The organism is Actinomyces ruminis, assembly GCF_002154335.2.
GTDB classification, from domain to species: domain Bacteria; phylum Actinomycetota; class Actinomycetes; order Actinomycetales; family Actinomycetaceae; genus Actinomyces; species Actinomyces ruminis.
The window spans coordinates 12,109-30,401 of sequence record NZ_MTPX02000059.1; the positions used below are offsets into that span (position 1 = coordinate 12,109).

Sequence of the window (18,293 nt, forward strand, 5' to 3'; positions counted from 1 at the left end):
AACAGCGGCCTCAACGACTCAGCCCGGCGCTAGCCGTGGCCCGGGCCAGCCCACGCAGATCACGGGCGGCCCGTTCGGCGCCGTCCTGGCGGCGCGGCAGGCCGTGCACGGCCTCGACCCACTGCGGGTCGAGCGCGCTCGCACCCAGGTAGCTGCCCGCGATCGCACCGGTGATGGCCCCAACCGTGTCCTTGTCCCGGCTGGCCCGCACCGCCCGGTCCAGCAGCGCACTCATCCAGATTCGCGCTACCTCCTCGCGGTAGCGTCCCCCGGCCGCCCCGGTGCGGTGGCCGGCACGGTTGACGAAGACGAAGGCCAAGGTCGCATGTCCCAGTGCATGCACGGCGAAGCGTCGTCGGCAGGTGGCTCCTGATAGCGGCCTGCATCCAGAATCCCGCCGTCGAACAGGTCATGCCAGTACCTGCGGCGCGCGACGGGAATTAGGTCGAGGGTCGCCAAGGCATTGGCTCCGAAGTACGGCATGCCCTGCCAGGCCGGCGCCATGATGTTGGCGCGGATCAGCTCCGCCTGAATCACGCAGGCATCCCCGGCCAGCGGATCGGCATGCGTCAGCTCGGCCACCGCGCGGGCCGCGGCCGCCGTCGCCCGACGATCGTTCAGGCGCGTCAGGCCCACGACCCCGTTGCGCATGAGCGCTCCATTGCCCGCCGTCCGGCCGGTGCGAGCGTGCAGGGCCGCCGCGGCCGCCCGCATGCGCGCGGCGATTCCCGGCGCGGCGGCGGTACCGGCGACGGCGTCGAGCACCGCCCGGGTCTGGACGCCGACGTCGGTGGCGCCGTCAACACTCACCCACCGGCACCAGCCGCGTGCGATCTCATCCAGGGCCGCCTCCTCGGTAAGGTCCGCGCCCGTGGCAGCTACTTGAGCGATGTACAGGGCCATCTGGGTGTCGTCGCTCCACTCGCCCGGCGCATAGTCGCCGAAGCCGCCGCCGAGCAACTGCGCGGGCCCCTCCAGGGGGATAGCGCCCGGCTCGTAGGGCACCCCCATGACGTCGCCGACCGCCTGCGCCAGCAATACGCCCTCAACGCGGTCCAGCTGAGAATCGGTCAGGGCGACCACGGAGGCAGCGCTATGCGGACGAGCAGCTTTCATGGTGGAAGCATAGGGAGGTGCTTGGTGTTTGGGACGCGATGGTGAGGACGGGTTGCGTTTCAGCCAATGAGGACCTTAGGCAGTGGCGCTTCTAACAATTCGGTTGTGAACTGGAACGGGTTCAGTGTCGACACCCGAGGAGTCAGCCATGTCCACCGTCACCAGCACCACCGTCAACAGCCAGAGCACCGCACCGGACTGCGCCTTCCCCCATCTCCTGTCGCCCCTGACGATCGCCGGGCACGTCCTGCGCAACCGCACCCTCATGCCGCCCATGGGCACCGAGATGTGTACCGAGGACGGACTGTCCACCCCGCGCGAGGCCGCCTACTACGGGGCCCGCGCCGTCGGCGGCACCGCCGTCGTCATGACCGGCATCAACTTCGTCCAGTCCGACCTCGAGCCCGTCCACAAGGGCTTGGCGCGGGCCGACTCCGACGACTGCATCCCGGGCCTGCGCGGCATCGCCGACGCCGTCCACGCCGGCGGCGGCCTGGCCGCCCTCCAGCTCACCCCCGGCCTGGGCCGCAACAACCAGTACTACGACGAGCTCGGGATGGAGCCGGTCTCGGCCTCGGACAACACCTACTTCTTCGATCCCTCCCGCCGCTGCCGGGCCCTGACGACCGAGGAGATCCGTCTCATCGTCCAGCGCGTGGGCGAGGCCGCCCGCCGCGGGGCCGCAGCCGGCTTCGACGTTATCGACCTGCATGGCCACACCGGCTACCTCGTCGACCAGTTCATGAGCGCGGTGTGGAACCGCCGCACCGATGAGTACGGCGGCTCGCCCGGCAACCGCGCCCGCTTCGCCGTGGAGTGCCTGCACGCCATCAAGGACAACGCCCCCGGCTGCATTGCCTCCTTCCGCATCTCGGTCAACCACCGATTCGAGGGCGGGCGCACCTGGAGGAGACCCAGGCGCTCGTTCAGGCCCTCGAGGCCGGCGGGCTCGACATGATCCTGTGCGACGACGGCTCCTACGAGGCCATGGACTACGTCTTCCCGCCGTACTACCTCGGCGACGCCCCGATGTGGGAGGCCGCCGCCAGGGTCAAGGAGGTCGTCTCCATCCCCGTGGCCGCCTGCGGCTCCCTCACCCCCGAGATCGGCGAGCGGCTCATCGCCGAGGGCAGTGCCGACCTCGTGGCGCTGGGGCGCCCGCTGATCGCCGACCCCGACATCGTCGTCAAGCTCGAGCAGGGGCGCCGGGCCGACATCCGCCCCTGCATCCGCTGCAACCAGCTGTGCACCGGCAACGCCTTCTTCGGGCTGCCGGTGGCCTGCGCCGTCAACCCCGAGGCGGGTTTCGAGCTCGAGCGCGTCATCGAGCCCGGCAGCGTAACCGAGCCCAAGCGCGTCGTCGTCGTGGGCGCCGGCCCGGCAGGACTCGAGTTCGCGCGCGTCGCCGGGCTGCGCGGGCACCACGTCGAGGTTTACGAGAAGGGCGACAGTATCGGCGGTGTCCTCCTGCCCGCGGCGACCCCCGACTTCAAGCGGGAGCTGTTCCACATGATCGGCTGGTGGGAGCACCAGCTCGAGCAGATCCCCACGGTGAGCATCCACCTGGGCCACCAGATCACGGCCGCGGACGAGGTCCTCGCCGGCGCCGACGTCCTCGTCCTCGCCATCGGCTCGCACCCCTTCGTGCCTGAAGCGGTCGCCGTCGACCCCGGGGCGCGGCCCGTCGACGTGCTCGAGTTCCATCGCGGGGCGCCCCTGGGCAAGCGCGTCGTCGTGTGCGGCGGCGGTCTGTCGGGCGCCGACGCCGCCCTCGAGATCGCCAAGGCGGGCCACGAGGTCGTCATCCTTGAGATGGTCGAGGAGATCGCCGGGGACATGCTGATGCTCAACCGGATCTCGCTGCTGCGCGAACTCGAGGCGCACGGGGTTGAGATCCGCACCCGTACCCTGGTCAAGGAGATCACGCCCGCAGGCGTGCGCGTCACCGGGCCCGAGGGCGCCGAGGAGCTCATCGAGGCCGATACCGTCATCACGGCCTTCGGCCTCAAGCCCGCCAAGGGTGAGGGCGACACTCTCGCCACCGCGGTCCCCGGCGCCGAGATCATCCGGGTCGGCGACTGCGTCAAACCGGGCAAGGTCGGCGACGCCATCAACGACGCCTACGTCGCCGCGCTCGCTCTCTGAGCCGCAAGCCACCTGGGCCGAGGGCGCGTCGGCAGCGCGCGCCCTCGGCACGCCTGTGCCATGCTTGGCCGTGTTGGCAATGCCGTCGTCGCCCAGTGAAGGAGCGCCCGTGACCATCCCATCGACGCCCGGCTCGAATCCCGAATCCCGCCCCGGGGCCCCTGGCGATGCCGAGCCCCGCGTCACGCTCCACCCCCAGGACGATGGCCCCACCCTGGGGGTCACCTCGGCGCCCGTGATCGAGGTCGATGGCCACCTGTTCAAGGACCTGGCTCGCACCGGGAGACTGCTGCCCTACGAGGACTGGCGACTCCCCGCCGCCGAGCGCGCCGCCGACCTCGCCGCACGGCTGAGCCTGGAGCCCATCGCCGGGCTCATGCTCTACTCCCCCCACCAGCCCGTCCCCAACCCCGGCGTCGGCCCCTTCGCCGGCACCTACGGCGGCCGCACCTACCCGGATGCGGACGTGCCCGCGTGGGCACTGACCGACCAGCAGCGCGCCATGATCACCGCCGACCACGTCCGGCACGTGCTCGTCTTCACCCTCCAGGATGCGGACACGGCCGCCCGCTGGAACAACGCCATGCAGGCGCTCGCGGAGCTAGAACCGCTGGGTGTCCCGGTAAACACCTCAACCGACCCGCGTAACGGCGCCGCCGAGGCCGCCGGCGCCGAGTTCGCCACCTCCGCCGCCGACGTCTCGCGCTGGCCGGAGGGACTGGGCATGGCCGCCCTGTTCGACCCCGCCCGGGTGGCTGAGTACGCCGCCATCATTTCCCGCGAGTACCGGGCCCTGGGCATAACCACGGCGCTGGGGCCACAGATAGACATCGCCACCGACCCCCGCTGGATGCGGCTGCAGGACACCTGGGGGCCGCACTCCGGCCTGACGGCCGACTATGCGCGCGCCTACTGCGACGGCATGCAGACCACGCCCAACGGCGCCGGCGCCGCCTTCGGCCTGGCCTCCGCCCCTGCGGGCCTGCCGCCGGTGACCGCCTCCTACGCCGACCCCGGCTGGGGCAGCGCGTCGGTGTCGACCATGGTTAAGCACTGGCCCGGCGGCGGCACCGGCGAGGGCGGTCGCGACGCTCACTACGGCTTCGGCAAGTTCGCCGTCTACCCCGGTGGCAACGAGGCCGAGCACCTGCGCTCCTTCGACGCCGCCTTCCACCTGGACGGCCCCACCGTATCGGCCGGCGCCGTGATGCCCTACTACACGATTTCCTGGCACTACCGCACCCCCGACGGGCAGGTGCTCAACGGTGCCGGCGGGCCCACGCCGCCTCGCGCCAACGCCTACAACCGCGCCATCGTTCACGACCTGCTGCGCGAGCGCTACGGCTTCGACGGGGTGGTATGCACCGACTGGGGCATCACCGCCGACCCCGACCCGGAGATCGACCACTTCGGCCAGCGCTGCTATGGCGTGGAGGACCTGGACGTGGCCGGCCGCCACCAACTCGCCATCGACAATGGCGTAGACCAGTTCGGCGGAAACAGTGAGGCCGCCCCAATCATCGAGCCTACCGCCGCATCGCCGCCCGCGATGGCGAGGCCGCGGCCCGCGCCCGTTTCGAGGCCTCCGCCGCGCGCCTGCTGCGGGTCTTCTTCCGCACCGGACTGTTCGAGAACCCCTACCTAGACCCGGCCGGCTCCACCGCTGTCGTCGGCTGTGAGCCCTTCACCGCCGCCGCCCGCGCCGCCCAGCGCGACAGCCTGGTGTTGCTCAAGAACCAGCGCGCCGTAGCCGCCGGTGGCGGCGACGTGGACGACGCCGGGTCCGTGCTGCCGCTGGGCGCCGGCGTGCACCGCGTGTGGGTGCCTACCCGCCACGTGGGAGCTCAGCCCGGCTTCATGCGCGGGGGAGAGCCCGCCCGCGACGTCGATCCCTTCGACGCCGCCGCCTGTCCCTGGGCGCGTGCCGACGATCCGCGGCAGGCCGATGCCGCCGTCGTCTTCATTGAGAGCCCTCTGTCCAACCCCTACTCGACCGCGGATCGCGACGCCGGGGGCAACGGTTACCTGCCGCTCACCCTCCAGTACCGCCCCTACACCGCCGCCGCGGCCCGCCCCCGCTCCCTGGCGGCCGGAGACTTCCGCGAAACCGGCGACCGCGCCTACCGCGGCAAGACCAACCGGGCCGCCAATGAGACCGATCTCGACGCCGTCATCGCCGCCCGTGAGGTGTTGGGGGAGCGCCCCGTCATCGTGGTGGTGCGCATGCACAACCCGGCCGTGCTGGCCGAGCTTGAGCCTACGCCGACGCCATCGTGGTGGACTTCGGTGTGCAACAACAGGCCGTGTGGGAGCTGTTGGCGGGCGTTTTCGAGCCCAGCGGGCTGCTGCCGATCACGCTGCCGGAGTCCATGGAGGCCGTGGAGGCACACTGCGAGGACCTGCCCTTCGACTATGCCGCCTACACCGACGCCGTCGGCCACGCCTACGCCTTCGGTTTCGGTATGAACTGGTCCGGCGTCATCGAGGACGCTCGCACCCGCCGCTACCGGAGCCGGTAGGCTCTCCCCATGCTGCTAAACCGCGTCGACCTGCGTGACTCGAATCTGACCGCCAGGGAACTGGCAGCGGCCCTGCCGCGCGCCGACCAGGATGTCGCCGCCGCGCTGGAGGCCGTGGCTCCCACCATTGCCGATGTGCGGGAGCGTGGCGCCGCCGCCCTGCGGGATGCCGCGGAGCGTTTCGACCACGTGCGGCCGACTCACCTACGCGTGCCCGCGGCAGCCCTGCAGGCGGCCCTGGATGGACTGGACCCGCAGGTGCGGGAAGCCCTGGAGCTGGCGATTGCCCACAACCGCGCGGGACACGTCGCCCAGCTGCCCGCTGAGCGCGCTACCGAGATCATTCCCGGCGGGCACATCATTCAGCGCTGGATCCCCGTGCGCCGGGTGGGCCTGTACGCGCCCGGCGGCCTGGCCGTCTATCCCAGCTCCGTGGTGATGAATGCGGTCGCCGCCCAGGTGGCCGGCGTGGAGCAGATCGCCCTGGCCTCCCCGCCTCAGGCGGAGTTCGACGGCCTGCCCCACCCCACCGTGCTCGCGGCCTGCGCGTTGTTGGGAATTACCGAGGTCTACGCGGTGGGCGGTGCCCAGGCCATCGCCATGTTCGCCTACGGCACCGAGGCTGCCGACGACGTCGATCGCGCCGACTCCCTGGCCGGCGGCGGCGACGGGCGCACCCTGTGCGAGCCGGTAGACGTCGTGGCCGGACCCGGAAACGTATATGTGGCCGCCGCCAAACGCGCCGTGCGCGGCGTCGTCGGCATCGACGCCGAGGCGGGCCCCACCGAGATCGCCGTCATCGCCGACGCGGCAGCCGACCCCGAGTACGTCGCTGCCGATCTGCTCTCGCAGGCCGAGCACGACCCAAATGCCGGGTCGGTGCTGATCACCGATTCCCTGCCGCTGGCAGACGCCGTGGATGCCGCGCTGGCCCGTCGCCTCGACGTCACCCGTCACCGTGATCGCGCCCGCACCGCCCTGACCGGAAGACAGTCCGGCATCGTGCTGGTGCGAGACCTCGACCAGGCCGTGCAGGTCGCCGACGCCTACGCCGCCGAGCACCTGGAAATCCAGACGGGCGACGCCGCCGCCGTAGCCCGCCGCATCCACAACGCCGGCGCTATCTTCGTCGGCCCCTACTCGCCGGTCCCGCTGGGCGACTACCTGGCCGGCTCCAACCATGTCCTGCCCACCGGCGGCACCGCCCGCTTTGCCGCCGGGCTGAACGTGATGGCCTACCTCAAGCCCGTCCAGCTCATCGACTACGACGCCGACGCCTGGCGGCCATGACCGCGCCGCTCACGGCGCTGGCCGAGTCTGAGAACTTGCCCGCTCACGGCGAGGCGGCCCGCGCCCGGCAGTGCTGAATTGGCGGTGTCCAGATACAGTTCTGGACTGGATGAAGCGACGAATGGCTTCGCCTACAGTATTTTAGTTGTCTTCACTCAATCAATAGGCGACCGCGGGATGATTGCAGTGTGACGAACGCCTATGTTTGCTAAAACGTGTTCTAGTTGGTATTTCGTCTTGATGTGCGTTATCCTTGGGGTAAGCGCTTGACGCCCTCGATTTCGGTGTAACCGCAAGGGGTGTTCCGGAGCGTGTATCCCCTGTCCCTGAGTTGCACGTGAGTCGTGATGTATAACACATTGTTCTCGGCCAAGTCCGTCGTCGGTGCCTGCGGGGTGGAGATCCTCGCCCGTATCCTGCTCGACCTGGCGGGCTTCGGTTTCCTGGTGATCGCCCTGTTGTTTATTGCTCTCAATCTGTACGGATCTCTCATCTTCCGCAGGACCCGCAGTTCCGTCGGGACTGGGGTGCCGCCAGTGTCGCCCCACGAAGTCGTCGTCCAACCCCGGGAGTCGGGAGTAGCTGCGGCATGAGCCTAGATCAGTTCAGGCAGGCCAGCGCCTCCGATGGCCTCGCGGCCGCTCTGGATACGGTCGGCTTCTGGGCTGCCGTTGTGATGGTGGCGGTGGCGTTGACCTACATGCTGGTACTGGCCTGCGGTGCCTACACTCTGGCCGGAAGGCGCAAGCGCGCCGGGCAACGGGATCGATTGTCGAGGCCGTTACAGCATCCTGTTGGGAAACCACTGCAGATCGTGGTACTGATGCCCTGCCTCAATGAAGCCGCGGTTATCGGGCCGTCGGTTGCACGTCTACTGGAGGACCCCAATCCGGCGCTGCACGTGCTAGTGGTTGATGATGGGTCGGATGATGCGACGAGCGACATCGTCGGCGCTATCGCCGACCCGCGCGTAGCGCTGCTGCGACGCGATCCGCCCAACGCCCGGCAGGGAAAGGGCGAGGCGCTGAACCACGCTATAGAGATCATTCGTGCGCGATACCGCGATATCGATCCCGAGTACGTCGTAGTCGGCGTGGTTGACGCCGACGGACACCTCGATCCCACCGCCTGGGATGTGGCGCGCGGTGCCCTCCGTGATCAGACCGTGGGTGCCGTCCAGCTCGGCGTGCGAATCTCGAACCGCCATGCCTCACTATTGGCACGAATGCAGGACATCGAGTTCGTCACCTTCACCTCAGTTTTTCAGCAGGGGCGCCGTCGCATGAGGAGCGTTGGCATGGGGGGAAACGCCCAGTTCGTGCGGCTGGCCGCGCTTAACGCGCTGGGAAGGCGTCCCTGGACACGATCCCTGACGGAGGATTTCGACCTGGGTATCCGGCTCAATGGAACTGGATGGATCAACGAGTTCAGGGGTGACGCCGCAGTGCATCAGGAGGGCGTCACCTCCCTACGACGACTGATTCGCCAGCGTACCCGCTGGTTCCAGGGCAATCTGCAAGCCCGGAATCTGATGGGTTTCATCGCCCGACACCTACGGGGCCGTGCCCGTGCCGACACCCTGTGGCAGGTTCTGAGTCCGTATCTGCTGCTCGCCGGCTCCCTACTGGTCATCTCGTTCCTACTGATGTTGGGGCTGTGCGTGTCCAATGTGATTCGCGGCGTGCCTCAGCAGTGGTCTTGGGTTCCCGGTACATATCTGCTGGCCTTCGGGCCGTCATACCTATACGCGCTGGTGTACTGGCTGTATGAACGCGATGAGGGCGCAGGGCCTGTGCGCTGCGTGGCGTGGTGCCACCTCTTCGTGCTCTACGGTCTGCTCGCAGGGGTCTTCGGCTGGCGAGCGCTGGCGCGTGAGTGCTTGGGCAGGTCCGGATGGGCCAAGACCTCCCGTGAGGCGGAACACGCTTCCGTTCCCGAAGCAATGACTCAGGAGGCCCAAACATGATCAGTATTGCGGGCAGGTCACGTCGTTGCCGCCCGAACAAGTTGTTCGCCGCGGTATTGATAGTGGTTCTGGCCGCGACCATGATGGCCTCAGGGATCGTCAGGAGCGATGACATGCACTGCGGGGCTTGGGGGCTGATTTTCGACGGGTACGGCTCGGCGTCGTGCCGTGGCAATACGGTGAGCCTGAGTCCTGCCCCCGCCACGGCAGCGGCCGAGACCCACGCGGGGCTGGCCGCCTCACGTGAGGTCAGCGTCACCCCAGGCCAGGTAACGGCCTTCGAGGCGACCATGCTCACGCGCAGGCAGCTTCGGCAGGGCAGCACGCCCAATCCGTGGGAGGTTGCCTGGCTGATATGGAGTTATCAGGACAATGACCATTTCTATGCGCTCGTACTCAAACCTAACGGGTGGGAGGTGTCCAAACAGAACCCCGCCTATCCCGGCAAGCAGCAGTTCCTAGCCTCCGGCAACACTCCACGGTTCGCGGTGGGCCAGGAGCACCACGTGACCATAAGCATCGACACGACCGCAAAGGCCAGAATGACCGTTGCCATCGCGGTGGACGGTGAGCATCTGGTATCCGTCACAGACACCGATTCCCCCTACCGATCCGGTGCCGCAGCCGCCTACACCGAGGATGCCGACGTCGACGTGACGATAACGCCGACTAAGCCCTGAGCAGCTCTTTATATCCACAAAGTCGACCTCGTCCATACCCCTGAAATCCCTGAGGAGACACATGCGAAACATCTTCGCGAGTACCAAATCGGGTTCCCGCCCACGCGTGATGCTGGTGTACGGAACTCGGCCCGAGGCCATCAAGCTGGCACCACTGGTCCGCGCGCTGCAGCACGACGAGCGTTTCGAGCCGGTCGTTGTCGTCACCGGCCAGCATCGCGAGATGCTTGACCAGGTCAATGACTTCTTCGGAATCGTCCCAGACGCTGACCTTGACATCCACCGCCCCGGTCAGAGCCTGACCCAGATAACGGTAGGCACACTGGAGGGAGCGGAACGCGTCATTGAGCAGTTCAGCCCCAGTCTGCTGGTGGTCCAGGGAGACACCACTTCCGCATTCGCCGCTGGTTTGGCGGGTTTCTACCATCAGGTGCCGGTGGCACATGTGGAGGCTGGACTGCGCACCGGATCCATCGCCTCCCCATACCCTGAGGAGGCCAACCGGCGGCTACTGACGCAGATTGCCTCGCTGCACCTCTGCCCTACCGCACTGGCTCGCGACAATTTGCTGCAGGAGAACACGGATCCTGCAGACATCGTTGTTACCGGCAATACCGTCATTGATGCATTATTGGATGCCGTGGCCAGGCCGGTTGCGTTTACCGATACTGCCCTGGCTGACGCCACCGCCGATACCACTCGACGAGTGGTGCTGGTGACCGCGCATCGCCGTGAGTCATGGGGGCGGCCGATGCAGGCAATAGGTCGTGCAGTTGCCCGCGTGGCATGCGCGCACCCCGACGACCTCATTGTGCTGCCCGCCCACCGCAACCCGGAGGTGCGGGCGGCGATCCTGCCACATATCGAGGGTTTAGACAATGTGGTTGTCACCGAACCACTTGAGTACGGGCAGTTCTGCGCGCTCATGAACCGTGCCCACTTGGTGCTCACTGATTCCGGTGGCGTGCAGGAAGAGGCGCCGGCCCTTTCCAAGCCGGTACTGGTGATGAGGGAGAATACCGAGCGTCCGGAGGCTGTCGATTTCGGGGTGGCCCGACTCGTCGGCACCGACGAGGAGACGATTGTTGACGCCGTCGGCACCCTGCTGGACGACGCCGATGCTCACGCGCGCATGGCGAACGCGGCCAACCCGTACGGCGACGGACGGGCGTGCTTCCGCATCATCGCCGCCATGGCAGCGTTGACCGGTGTTGGCAAGCGCGTACCGGAATTCACCCCTGAAAGAAACGATTCCATCACCAAGGAGAAGTGAATGATGCCCCAATCCCTGAAGCGGCGACACGGCGCCGCCCTCGGCCTGACGTTGGCGGCAGCCCTGCTGGTGACAGCTACCACCGGACCTGCTGTGGGCGCAGTCGCGGCCGAGACTGCTCCGGTCGTATCCCCGGTGGACATCACTCAGGAGGCGGTGGTGGAGGCTCCGCCGGAGCCCATGGCGGCCGCCGAGCAGACATTGCCGCTGGTTGCCGCAGGCCTGATCGACGAGGAGGAACTTGCCCAACCGGTCGAGGCTGCCGACGCGGAGGCAGTGATACGCGACCTACCCGCCGATGTTGCGCTGCCGACCTCGGCCCGTACCTTTTCAACCACACAGGCCGGTCCGGCCCGCACTCTTGTGCTGTTCGACTCGACCGGTGAGTACGCCCATCTGGGCGAGTACTACGCTCTGGGCATGGGGATGCTGGCCTCGCACTCGGGCACGGTGACAACCCTGCCCGTGTCCGACTACACCGCGGGCCTGGCAGGCTCCTTTACCGCCGTCATCTACTCCGGATCGACCTATGACGAGCCGCTGCCCCGGGCCTTTATTGACGACGTCCTCACCGGTGACGTGCCCGTGCTGTGGACCGGGTTCAACATCTGGAAGCTGACGGCGGACACCCAGGATCGCGCCACCTTCACCACCCGATATGGATGGGATGCGGCCAACTCTTATATCGATTCCACCGACACGGTGAGCAGTGTGACGTATAACGGGCAGAACCTGACCCGCAATGCACTTAACACCGGTGGCATCCTCGCCCCCCACATCACCGCCCCGGAGCAGGTCACGGTGCTGGGGACCGCCAACTGCTCCGATACGGCGGGTGCGGTCACCGACTGCGCCTCCATCGCGCAGACCACCGGCAGTTCCTTCCCGTGGGCGGTGAAGTCCGCGAACCTGACCTACATCGGTGAGATCCCACTGTCCTACCTGGCGGAGACGGATCGGTACCTGGCCGCCGCGGACATCGTGCTCGACACCCTCCAGCCCGGGGCGGCCACCGTACGGCAGGCGGCCGTGCGCATCGAGGACGTCAGCCCCGCCACCACGGGCGCCGAGTTGCGCACCATCGTCGATTATCTTGTGGGTGCGGGAGTCCCGTTCCAGATCGCCGTCGTTCCGATCTACACCGACCCGAGCGGCGTCTACAACGACGCGGCCCCCGAAACCATCACTCTGGCGGACAATCCGGAACTGGTAGAAGTGCTCAGCTACGCCGTCGCCAATGGCGGTACCCTGATCCAGCACGGCACCACCCACCAGTTCTCCACCCTGAGTAATCCGTACAACGCGGTAAGCACAGACGATTTCGAGTTCATCCGCTCCTGGTGCACGGACGCCAACGACAACTCCGCCCCTGCGATCACCTGCCAGAACGACTCGTGGGTGCAGATCGGCGGCGAGCTGCCCGGCACCGATGCCGCCTGGGCAACCCAGCAGGTGCTTGAGGGGCGGGCACTGTTCGCCCAGGTGGGCCTGCCGGAGCCAACCGTGTTCGAGACGCCCCACTACGCGGCCACCGCTGCCGCCTACACCGGCATCGGCGAGGTCTACGGGGTCCGCTACGAGCGCGAGCTCCTGCATGCGGGTCTGCTCACCGGCAGCAGCGGCGGGGACTTCGACTACTACGGACAGTTCTTCCCCTACGCCGTCAACGATCCCTATGGCACTCACGTCTTGCCCGAGAACCTGGGCAACGTGGAGCTGGAGTCCTACAACCAGCACCCCCCGCGCCTGCCTGCGGATATCGTGGCCTCGGCGCGCGCGAACCTGGTGAACACCCACGCTACGGCCAGCTTCTTCTTCCATCCCTACTACGACGTCTCGCTCCTGAAGGAGATCGTCGAGGGCATTCGCGCCGAGGGCTATACCTTCGTATCCGCAATGGAGCTGAAGTGAAGTACGCAGACAACGAGCCGCAAGCCGATCACAACGGTGAGTCATTCGTTTCTGCGGCCGAGGACCGTCAAAGCCGTCGGTTGCGTCCGATGAGCCGGCGGCGTCTGGTGGGACTGGTGTCAGCGGCGGTAGGGGCCATCGGGGCCGCAGCTGTGGGTATTACACGAGTGTCGGGGGCACATGTCGCCGCGCATGCCACTCAGATAGGGGCCACTTCAGGCGGTCGAGTGCTGCTGGATGTCGCCGGCGCTGATGGAGCCTTGATGAAGCTAACCGGGCTGCTGAGTCGGCAAACCAACGGAGTTGGTCAGGAGGGCCGTGACGACGCCCTGGTGGATCCCGTTACGCTCGAACTGATCAGGCTGTCACCATTGGAATCACACTCCGAGTCAACGGCCTGTGTGGAGCTTCCCGACGGTCGGCAGACCTGCCTCTGCCTGTCGTGGCCTACTAGTCACGGATACTCCGCCCTCTTCGCCGACCTGCCTGGTCCAGGCCGCTACGCCCTTGCTGAACTCGCCGCTAGCGGTTTGCACCAGCGGCAGGACCAACTGGTTAACACGCTGCGCTCTGCGGGGAAGAACACCGAGCCGATTCAGACACTTCGATCCGATACCGCGCAGGCGCTTACGGACTGCAGTCACGCCGCAACACCCGTGGAGCGTGCGATCCTCGCTAACCAGGCTCTCGAGGCGGCGACTGCCGCTCAACTGGCGCTCGATGAGGCAGTTGCCGGGACCGGTCCCGACGACGCCATGCTGGGAGTTACCTTCACCGCCCCGCCGGAGACCGAGACGGTGGTCCAGGCGGTGTCGCCCTTGAAGGAGGCAGGCAGAAACGTTGTGGTGCGTATCGTCGTCAACGATACCGATGACTCCGAGGAACTTGAGGGATGGCGTCGGTGCGTTGCTCAACTGCGCGCCCAGGGCGCTAAGTACATGGTGCAAGTGTGCGATTCGCAGTTCCTCACGGACTTCAGTGACACCGAATGGGATCGGCGGCTTACGGTGCTGCGTCAGACTCTCCCCAACGCCGATGCCTGGGAGATCGGCAATGAGCTCGGAGGGGAGTGGACTGGGCCCGACGCCGTTACGCGTACACTTCAGGCGGCACGCGCCCTGGCAACCGATCCCGCGACCGCAAAGTCGACGCGAGTGCTCACGCTGTACTACCAGCTCGGCCAGGGCACGGCCACAGAGTCGGTCATGTCTTGGGCTGCGACAAATCTGAACGGCGAACTGGCTGAGCTGACTGATGTTGTCGGACTGTCTGTCTACCCACAGTGGCACCCGCTTGGTGCGGGCGCCAGAGGGTATTCGCCGCACTGGGCACACTCTTCGGGGATAAGCGCACGGCACTCACAGAGCTCGGTTACGGCGCTGAGGACCTGGATGACGGCCCGTGGTGGTTTGGTTCCGAATCAGACACCGACGCGGGCCGCTCCGCGGTTGCACGCCATCTGACTGCCGCTGCGCTTGCCCAGCCCCGCTCCTGGGGGGCGCCCCTGTGGTGTACTACCTTCAGGACGAGGCGCTCGCACCTGCCACCCCGGGAGCGCAGTCCCAAGTGTCGGTGCCTGCGGAGCCGTCGGGCGGTGTAGCGCAAGACCTGGTGGAGGCTGCCGGCACCGCGCAAGAGAGTTGACTCAGCGCCGGGCCAATACGAACGGGAATACAGCTACGGCCCCGGCTTGTCGCAATAGCATGGCCGCGACGGCGAGAGTCCAGCCGGAGTCGGTCCAGTCATCCACCAGCACGACTCGGGCACCTCGTAGCCGCGCCCGCGCCCGCGGCGACCATCCCTCCAGCGTCAGGGAACGGGCGACGTCGGCGAGCCGGAAGGCGGAGCCCACATCGTGTCGACCCCGATCGCCGCGCACCCCGATGACCCCCAGCGGCACGGCCCCCAGGCGCTGGGACAGCGCATGCCCCAGGTGGCGCACGAGTTGCGGGCGAGTACGCGAGTCGATTACCACCACGGCCAGATCGCCCGTGGGCCCGGCGGCGCCGTCCGGCCCGGTTTGGGCCCCATCTCGGCGGCAAGCCGGTCGGCCACCTCCAGCGCAGGGGCGCGCAGGGGCGGCGGCACCTCGCCGTCGGCATCGGAAGCAAACAGCTCGCGCAGGGACGCGGACACGCCCAGGCCGTCCAGGCGCCCGACGGCGAATCCCGGCTCCGGCCGGTCGGCCACGGCGATGGCGCCCTTGAACTCAGGCAGGTCCAAACGGTCCATGCCGACGGGCCAACGCTTACGGGGCTCAATCACGACGCCACGCGGGCCAGCGCCCGACGGGCTGCGGAAATCTCCCGCTCCTCCGGCACCTGGAGCAGGCTCAGCCCGCCGCACAGGTCGCAGGCGCCGCACCGCCATTCGGCGGTCAGTTCCGGGTCGTCCAGCACCCGCCGCAGGAAGGCCATACGGCAATCGGGCGCGGCCAGGGCCTCATAGCGCTCCATCAACTCCTGCTCGGCGCGCCGGGCCTGCTCGACGCGCGCATACCGCGCCGCGTCATAGTCCCAAGGCAGCCCGGTCGCCTCCCAGCCACCACGCACTCGCCGTACCGCGCCGTCGACATCGAGGACCTTGAGCATGGACTCCAGGCGGTTGCGCCGCAGTGGAACCACGGTTTCCAACGCGTTCGTGCTCAACGGCCCCGTATCCGCCCGGCCGGCGGCATCCAGCACCGCGAGTACCTCGCGCACCGCCTCCTCGGGCGGGAAGCTCTGGGTGCCGAACCAGTCCCAAATGGCGCGGTCCTCGGCTCCCGGCAGGAGGATCACCTCGGCGCGCTCGACCCCGCGCCCCGCCCGACCGACCTGCTGGTAGTAGGCCACCGGCGAGCTCGGCGCCCCCATATGCACCACGAAGGCCAGATCCGGCTTGTCGAAACCCATACCCAGTGCGCTGGTGGCCACCAACGCCTTGACCCGGTTGCCCTTGAGCTCCTCCTCCAGACGCTCCCGCTCCGCGGAATCCGTGCGCCCCGTATAGGCGGCGACCTGCAGTCCCTCCTCACGCAGCCGCTCGGCCACCTCACTCGCCGCCGAAACCGTCAGGCAGTACACAATGCCGGAGCCGGGCGTGGCTCGCAGGTAGTCGGTCAACCAGGCCAGACGTGTGGCGGCATCCGGCAGGCGCCGCACCCCCAGGTGCAGGGAGTTGCGTGCCAGCGTGCCGCGCAGCACCAGGACTCCGCCCCGATCGGGAGCCGACGCCGGGGTGTCGGCTCCCGACCGGGGCGGGGCGCCCAGCTGCTCGGCGACATCGGCTGTGACTCGAGCATTCGCCGTCGCTGTGGTGGCCAGCACCGGGGTGTCCGGCGGCAGCTCCGCCAGCAGGGTGCGGATGCGCCGGTAGTCGGGGCGGAAGTCATGCCCCCAGTCGGAGATGCAGTGCGCCTCGTCTACCACCACCAGGGCGGCGTCCGCCGCCAGCCGGGGCAGCACCTCATCCCGGAAGCCGGGGTTGTTGAGGCGCTCGGGGGACACCAACAGCACATCCGCCTTGCCGCACCGCACCTGCGCCTCGATCTCGGGCCACTGCGGGGCGTTGACGGAGTTGATGGTCAGGGCGTTGATGCCGGCGCGGCGGGCGGAGGCCACCTGATCGCGCATGAGTGCCAGCAGCGGGGAGACGATCACCGTCGCGCCGGCGCCCGCCCGGCTTCCGGGAAGGGGGAGGGGCCCGCCCGGGCGCCAGGTGCCCCACCCCTCCCGCAGCAGCACGGTGGCCACGAAGTAGACGGCGGACTTGCCCCAGCCGGTTCGTTGCACCACCAGCGCCCGCCGCCGCTGCACGACCAATGCCTCGATGGCGCGCCACTGGTCCGCGCGCAGTCGTGCGTCCGCCCGCCCGACCAGGTCGCGCAGCACCGCCTCGGCGCGCTCACGGATCGGAGCGCCTATGGCCGAGACGGTTCCGGTCGCCGCAGGTACGGGCGTTGCGGGTGTGCTGGCTGAGGCGGGCCGGTTCATACCAACCACGCTAACCCGGGCGTGCTTGCGGAGAAGGTGCCAAGTGCTAGGCGGATCTTGATAGGGTGTGTTCGCACCATCCAGAGCGGCCGAGAGACCTGGCTCGTCGACGCCGCAGCAACCACGTCATCCGGAACTTAGGATCTCCGCTGGCGCGGTGCTCCAGCCAGGACCGATGGAAGGACCTGAAATGGCCACGCAAATCCGCACCACCCATGTAGGCTCCCTGCCCCGCACCGAGGCACTGCTGGAGGCGAATGCCGCACACGCGGCCGGCACGCTTGACGACGCCGGGCTCGCCGCGGTCGTGAGCGAGCAGACCGACGCCGTCGTCGCCCGTCAGACCGAGATCGGCCTGACGATCGTCAACGACGGCGAATACGGCCACGCCATGACCGAGAAGGTCGACTACGGGGCCTGGTGGTCCTACTCCTTCAGCCGCTTCAGCGGCCTGGAGCTGCTCGACCAGCTTCCCGAGCGCAAACCCACTCCGGCCGGCAAGCTCGAGCTGGACGCCATGACCGACCGCCGTGACTGGGTCGCCTACGCCGACGCCTACGCCGACCCCACCTCCGGCATTCACCTCGCGGATCGGCGCCCCTGGGTGTTCCCGGTGGTTACCGGCGAGATCCGCTACACCGGGCAGGCGACGGTCGCCCGCGACATCGCGGCCCTCACCCGCGGCTTGGAGCGGGTCGGCAAGCCGCTTAGCGAGGGCTTCGTCGCCTCCATCAGCCCGGCCGCGGCAGCGCGCGTGGGCAACTACTACTACGAAGACGACGAGGCCTGCGTGTGGGCCTGGGCCGAGGCCCTCCGCGAGGAGTACAAGGCCATTACCGACGCCGGACTGACCGTCCAGATCGACGCCCCCGATCTGGCCGAGTCCTGGGACCAGTTCGTCACCGAGCCGGCGCTGGAGGACTACCGCCGCTTCTCGGCGGTACGCATCGAGGCGCTCAACCACGCCCTGGAGGGCATCGACCCCGCCCAGGTGCGCTACCACGTGTGCTGGGGCTCCTGGCACGGGCCGCACTCCACCGACCTCGGCTTCGACAAGATCGTCGACCTCGCCCTGTCCGTCAACGCCAACGGGCTGAGCTTCGAGGCCGCCAACGTCCGCCACGAGCACGAGTGGAAGATCTGGCAGGACACCGAGCTGCCGGACGGCAAGTACCTGATCCCGGGCGTCGTCTCTCACGCCACCAACGTGCTGGAGCACCCCGAACTGGTAGCCGACCGCATCGAGCGCTTCGCCCGGCTGGTCGGCCCCGAGCGCGTGGTCGCCTCCACCGACTGCGGCCTGGGCGGGCGCGTGCATGCCCATATCGCCTGGTCCAAGCTCGCCTCCCTGACGGAGGGCGCCCGGCTGGCGTCCGCGCGTTTCTGAGCCTCCTTCCACGCCGCGCCGTAGGGTGCGGC

13 protein-coding genes and 2 pseudogenes are annotated in these 18,293 nt (G+C 68.2%); 12 read left to right on the forward strand and 3 right to left on the reverse strand.

The window, feature by feature from the left end; genetic code table 11:
- Window positions 1–10: 10 nt before the first annotated feature.
- Both BW737_RS18530 and BW737_RS11030 read right to left on the reverse strand, forming a co-directional pair.
- Window positions 11–319 (reverse strand): ADP-ribosylglycohydrolase family protein, encoded by a 309-nt coding sequence (locus BW737_RS18530; RefSeq protein ID WP_257210748.1) that lies wholly within the window; start codon window positions 317–319, stop codon window positions 11–13.
- Window positions 247–1,116 carry an ADP-ribosylglycohydrolase family protein gene (locus BW737_RS11030; RefSeq protein WP_086615126.1) on the reverse strand — a complete coding sequence of 290 codons (870 nt, stop codon included), beginning with the start codon at window positions 1,114–1,116 and terminating at the stop codon, window positions 247–249. The genes BW737_RS18530 and BW737_RS11030 overlap by 73 nt, the downstream gene beginning before the upstream one ends.
- Window positions 1,117–1,264: 148 nt before the next feature.
- Here BW737_RS11030 and BW737_RS16995 point away from each other — a divergent pair, with 148 nt between their 5' ends.
- The 11 genes and pseudogenes from BW737_RS16995 (at window position 1,265) to BW737_RS11075 (ending at window position 14,363) form a co-directional block, all read left to right on the forward strand.
- On the forward strand, window positions 1,265–2,074 hold the full coding sequence (locus BW737_RS16995; protein WP_218961902.1) for an oxidoreductase: 810 nt from the start codon (window positions 1,265–1,267) through the stop codon (window positions 2,072–2,074).
- On the forward strand, window positions 2,071–3,261 hold the full coding sequence (locus BW737_RS17000) for an FAD-dependent oxidoreductase (RefSeq protein ID WP_218961903.1): 1,191 nt from the start codon (window positions 2,071–2,073) through the stop codon (window positions 3,259–3,261). Before BW737_RS16995 ends, BW737_RS17000 begins: the two co-directional genes overlap by 4 nt.
- 109 nt (window positions 3,262–3,370) lie before the next feature.
- Window positions 3,371–4,906: a glycoside hydrolase family 3 N-terminal domain-containing protein gene (locus BW737_RS17005; RefSeq protein WP_218961904.1), complete on the forward strand. Its 1,536-nt coding sequence runs from the start codon at window positions 3,371–3,373 to the stop codon at window positions 4,904–4,906.
- Window positions 4,907–4,983: 77 nt separating this feature from the next.
- Complete coding sequence (locus BW737_RS17010) at window positions 4,984–5,727, forward strand: hypothetical protein (RefSeq protein WP_218961905.1); 744 nt, start codon at window positions 4,984–4,986, stop codon at window positions 5,725–5,727.
- A 65-nt stretch (window positions 5,728–5,792) separates the two neighbouring features.
- Window positions 5,793–7,147 (forward strand): annotated as a pseudogene (gene hisD, locus BW737_RS11045) (histidinol dehydrogenase).
- Window positions 7,148–7,414: 267 nt separating this feature from the next.
- Window positions 7,415–7,663: a hypothetical protein gene (locus BW737_RS11050; RefSeq protein WP_086615125.1), complete on the forward strand. Its 249-nt coding sequence runs from the start codon at window positions 7,415–7,417 to the stop codon at window positions 7,661–7,663.
- On the forward strand, window positions 7,660–9,036 hold the full coding sequence (locus BW737_RS11055) for a glycosyltransferase (RefSeq protein WP_086615124.1): 1,377 nt from the start codon (window positions 7,660–7,662) through the stop codon (window positions 9,034–9,036). Before BW737_RS11050 ends, BW737_RS11055 begins: the two co-directional genes overlap by 4 nt.
- Window positions 9,033–9,716, forward strand: a complete 684-nt coding sequence (locus BW737_RS11060) for a hypothetical protein (protein ID WP_086615123.1) — start codon at window positions 9,033–9,035, stop codon at window positions 9,714–9,716. The genes BW737_RS11055 and BW737_RS11060 overlap by 4 nt, the downstream gene beginning before the upstream one ends.
- A 109-nt stretch (window positions 9,717–9,825) precedes the next feature.
- Window positions 9,826–10,989, forward strand: a complete 1,164-nt coding sequence (wecB, locus tag BW737_RS11065; RefSeq protein ID WP_086615140.1) for a non-hydrolyzing UDP-N-acetylglucosamine 2-epimerase — start codon at window positions 9,826–9,828, stop codon at window positions 10,987–10,989.
- The gene (locus BW737_RS11070) at window positions 10,990–12,900 is read left to right on the forward strand and encodes a DUF2334 domain-containing protein (protein WP_086615122.1); all 1,911 of its coding nucleotides are present in this window, start codon (window positions 10,990–10,992) and stop codon (window positions 12,898–12,900) included. It abuts the gene before it with no gap.
- Window positions 12,901–13,127: 227 nt separating this feature from the next.
- Window positions 13,128–14,363 (forward strand): hypothetical protein, encoded by a 1,236-nt coding sequence (locus BW737_RS11075; protein ID WP_086615121.1) that lies wholly within the window; start codon window positions 13,128–13,130, stop codon window positions 14,361–14,363.
- A gap of 182 nt (window positions 14,364–14,545) precedes the next feature.
- Here the strand turns inward: BW737_RS11075 and BW737_RS11080 are convergent.
- A pseudogene (locus BW737_RS11080) lies at window positions 14,546–16,874 on the reverse strand (RecQ family ATP-dependent DNA helicase).
- Between the two features lie 190 nt (window positions 16,875–17,064).
- Here BW737_RS11080 and BW737_RS11085 point away from each other — a divergent pair.
- Window positions 17,065–18,261 (forward strand): cobalamin-independent methionine synthase II family protein, encoded by a 1,197-nt coding sequence (locus BW737_RS11085; protein ID WP_086615120.1) that lies wholly within the window; start codon window positions 17,065–17,067, stop codon window positions 18,259–18,261.
- The last annotated feature ends 32 nt before the right edge of the window (window positions 18,262–18,293 follow it).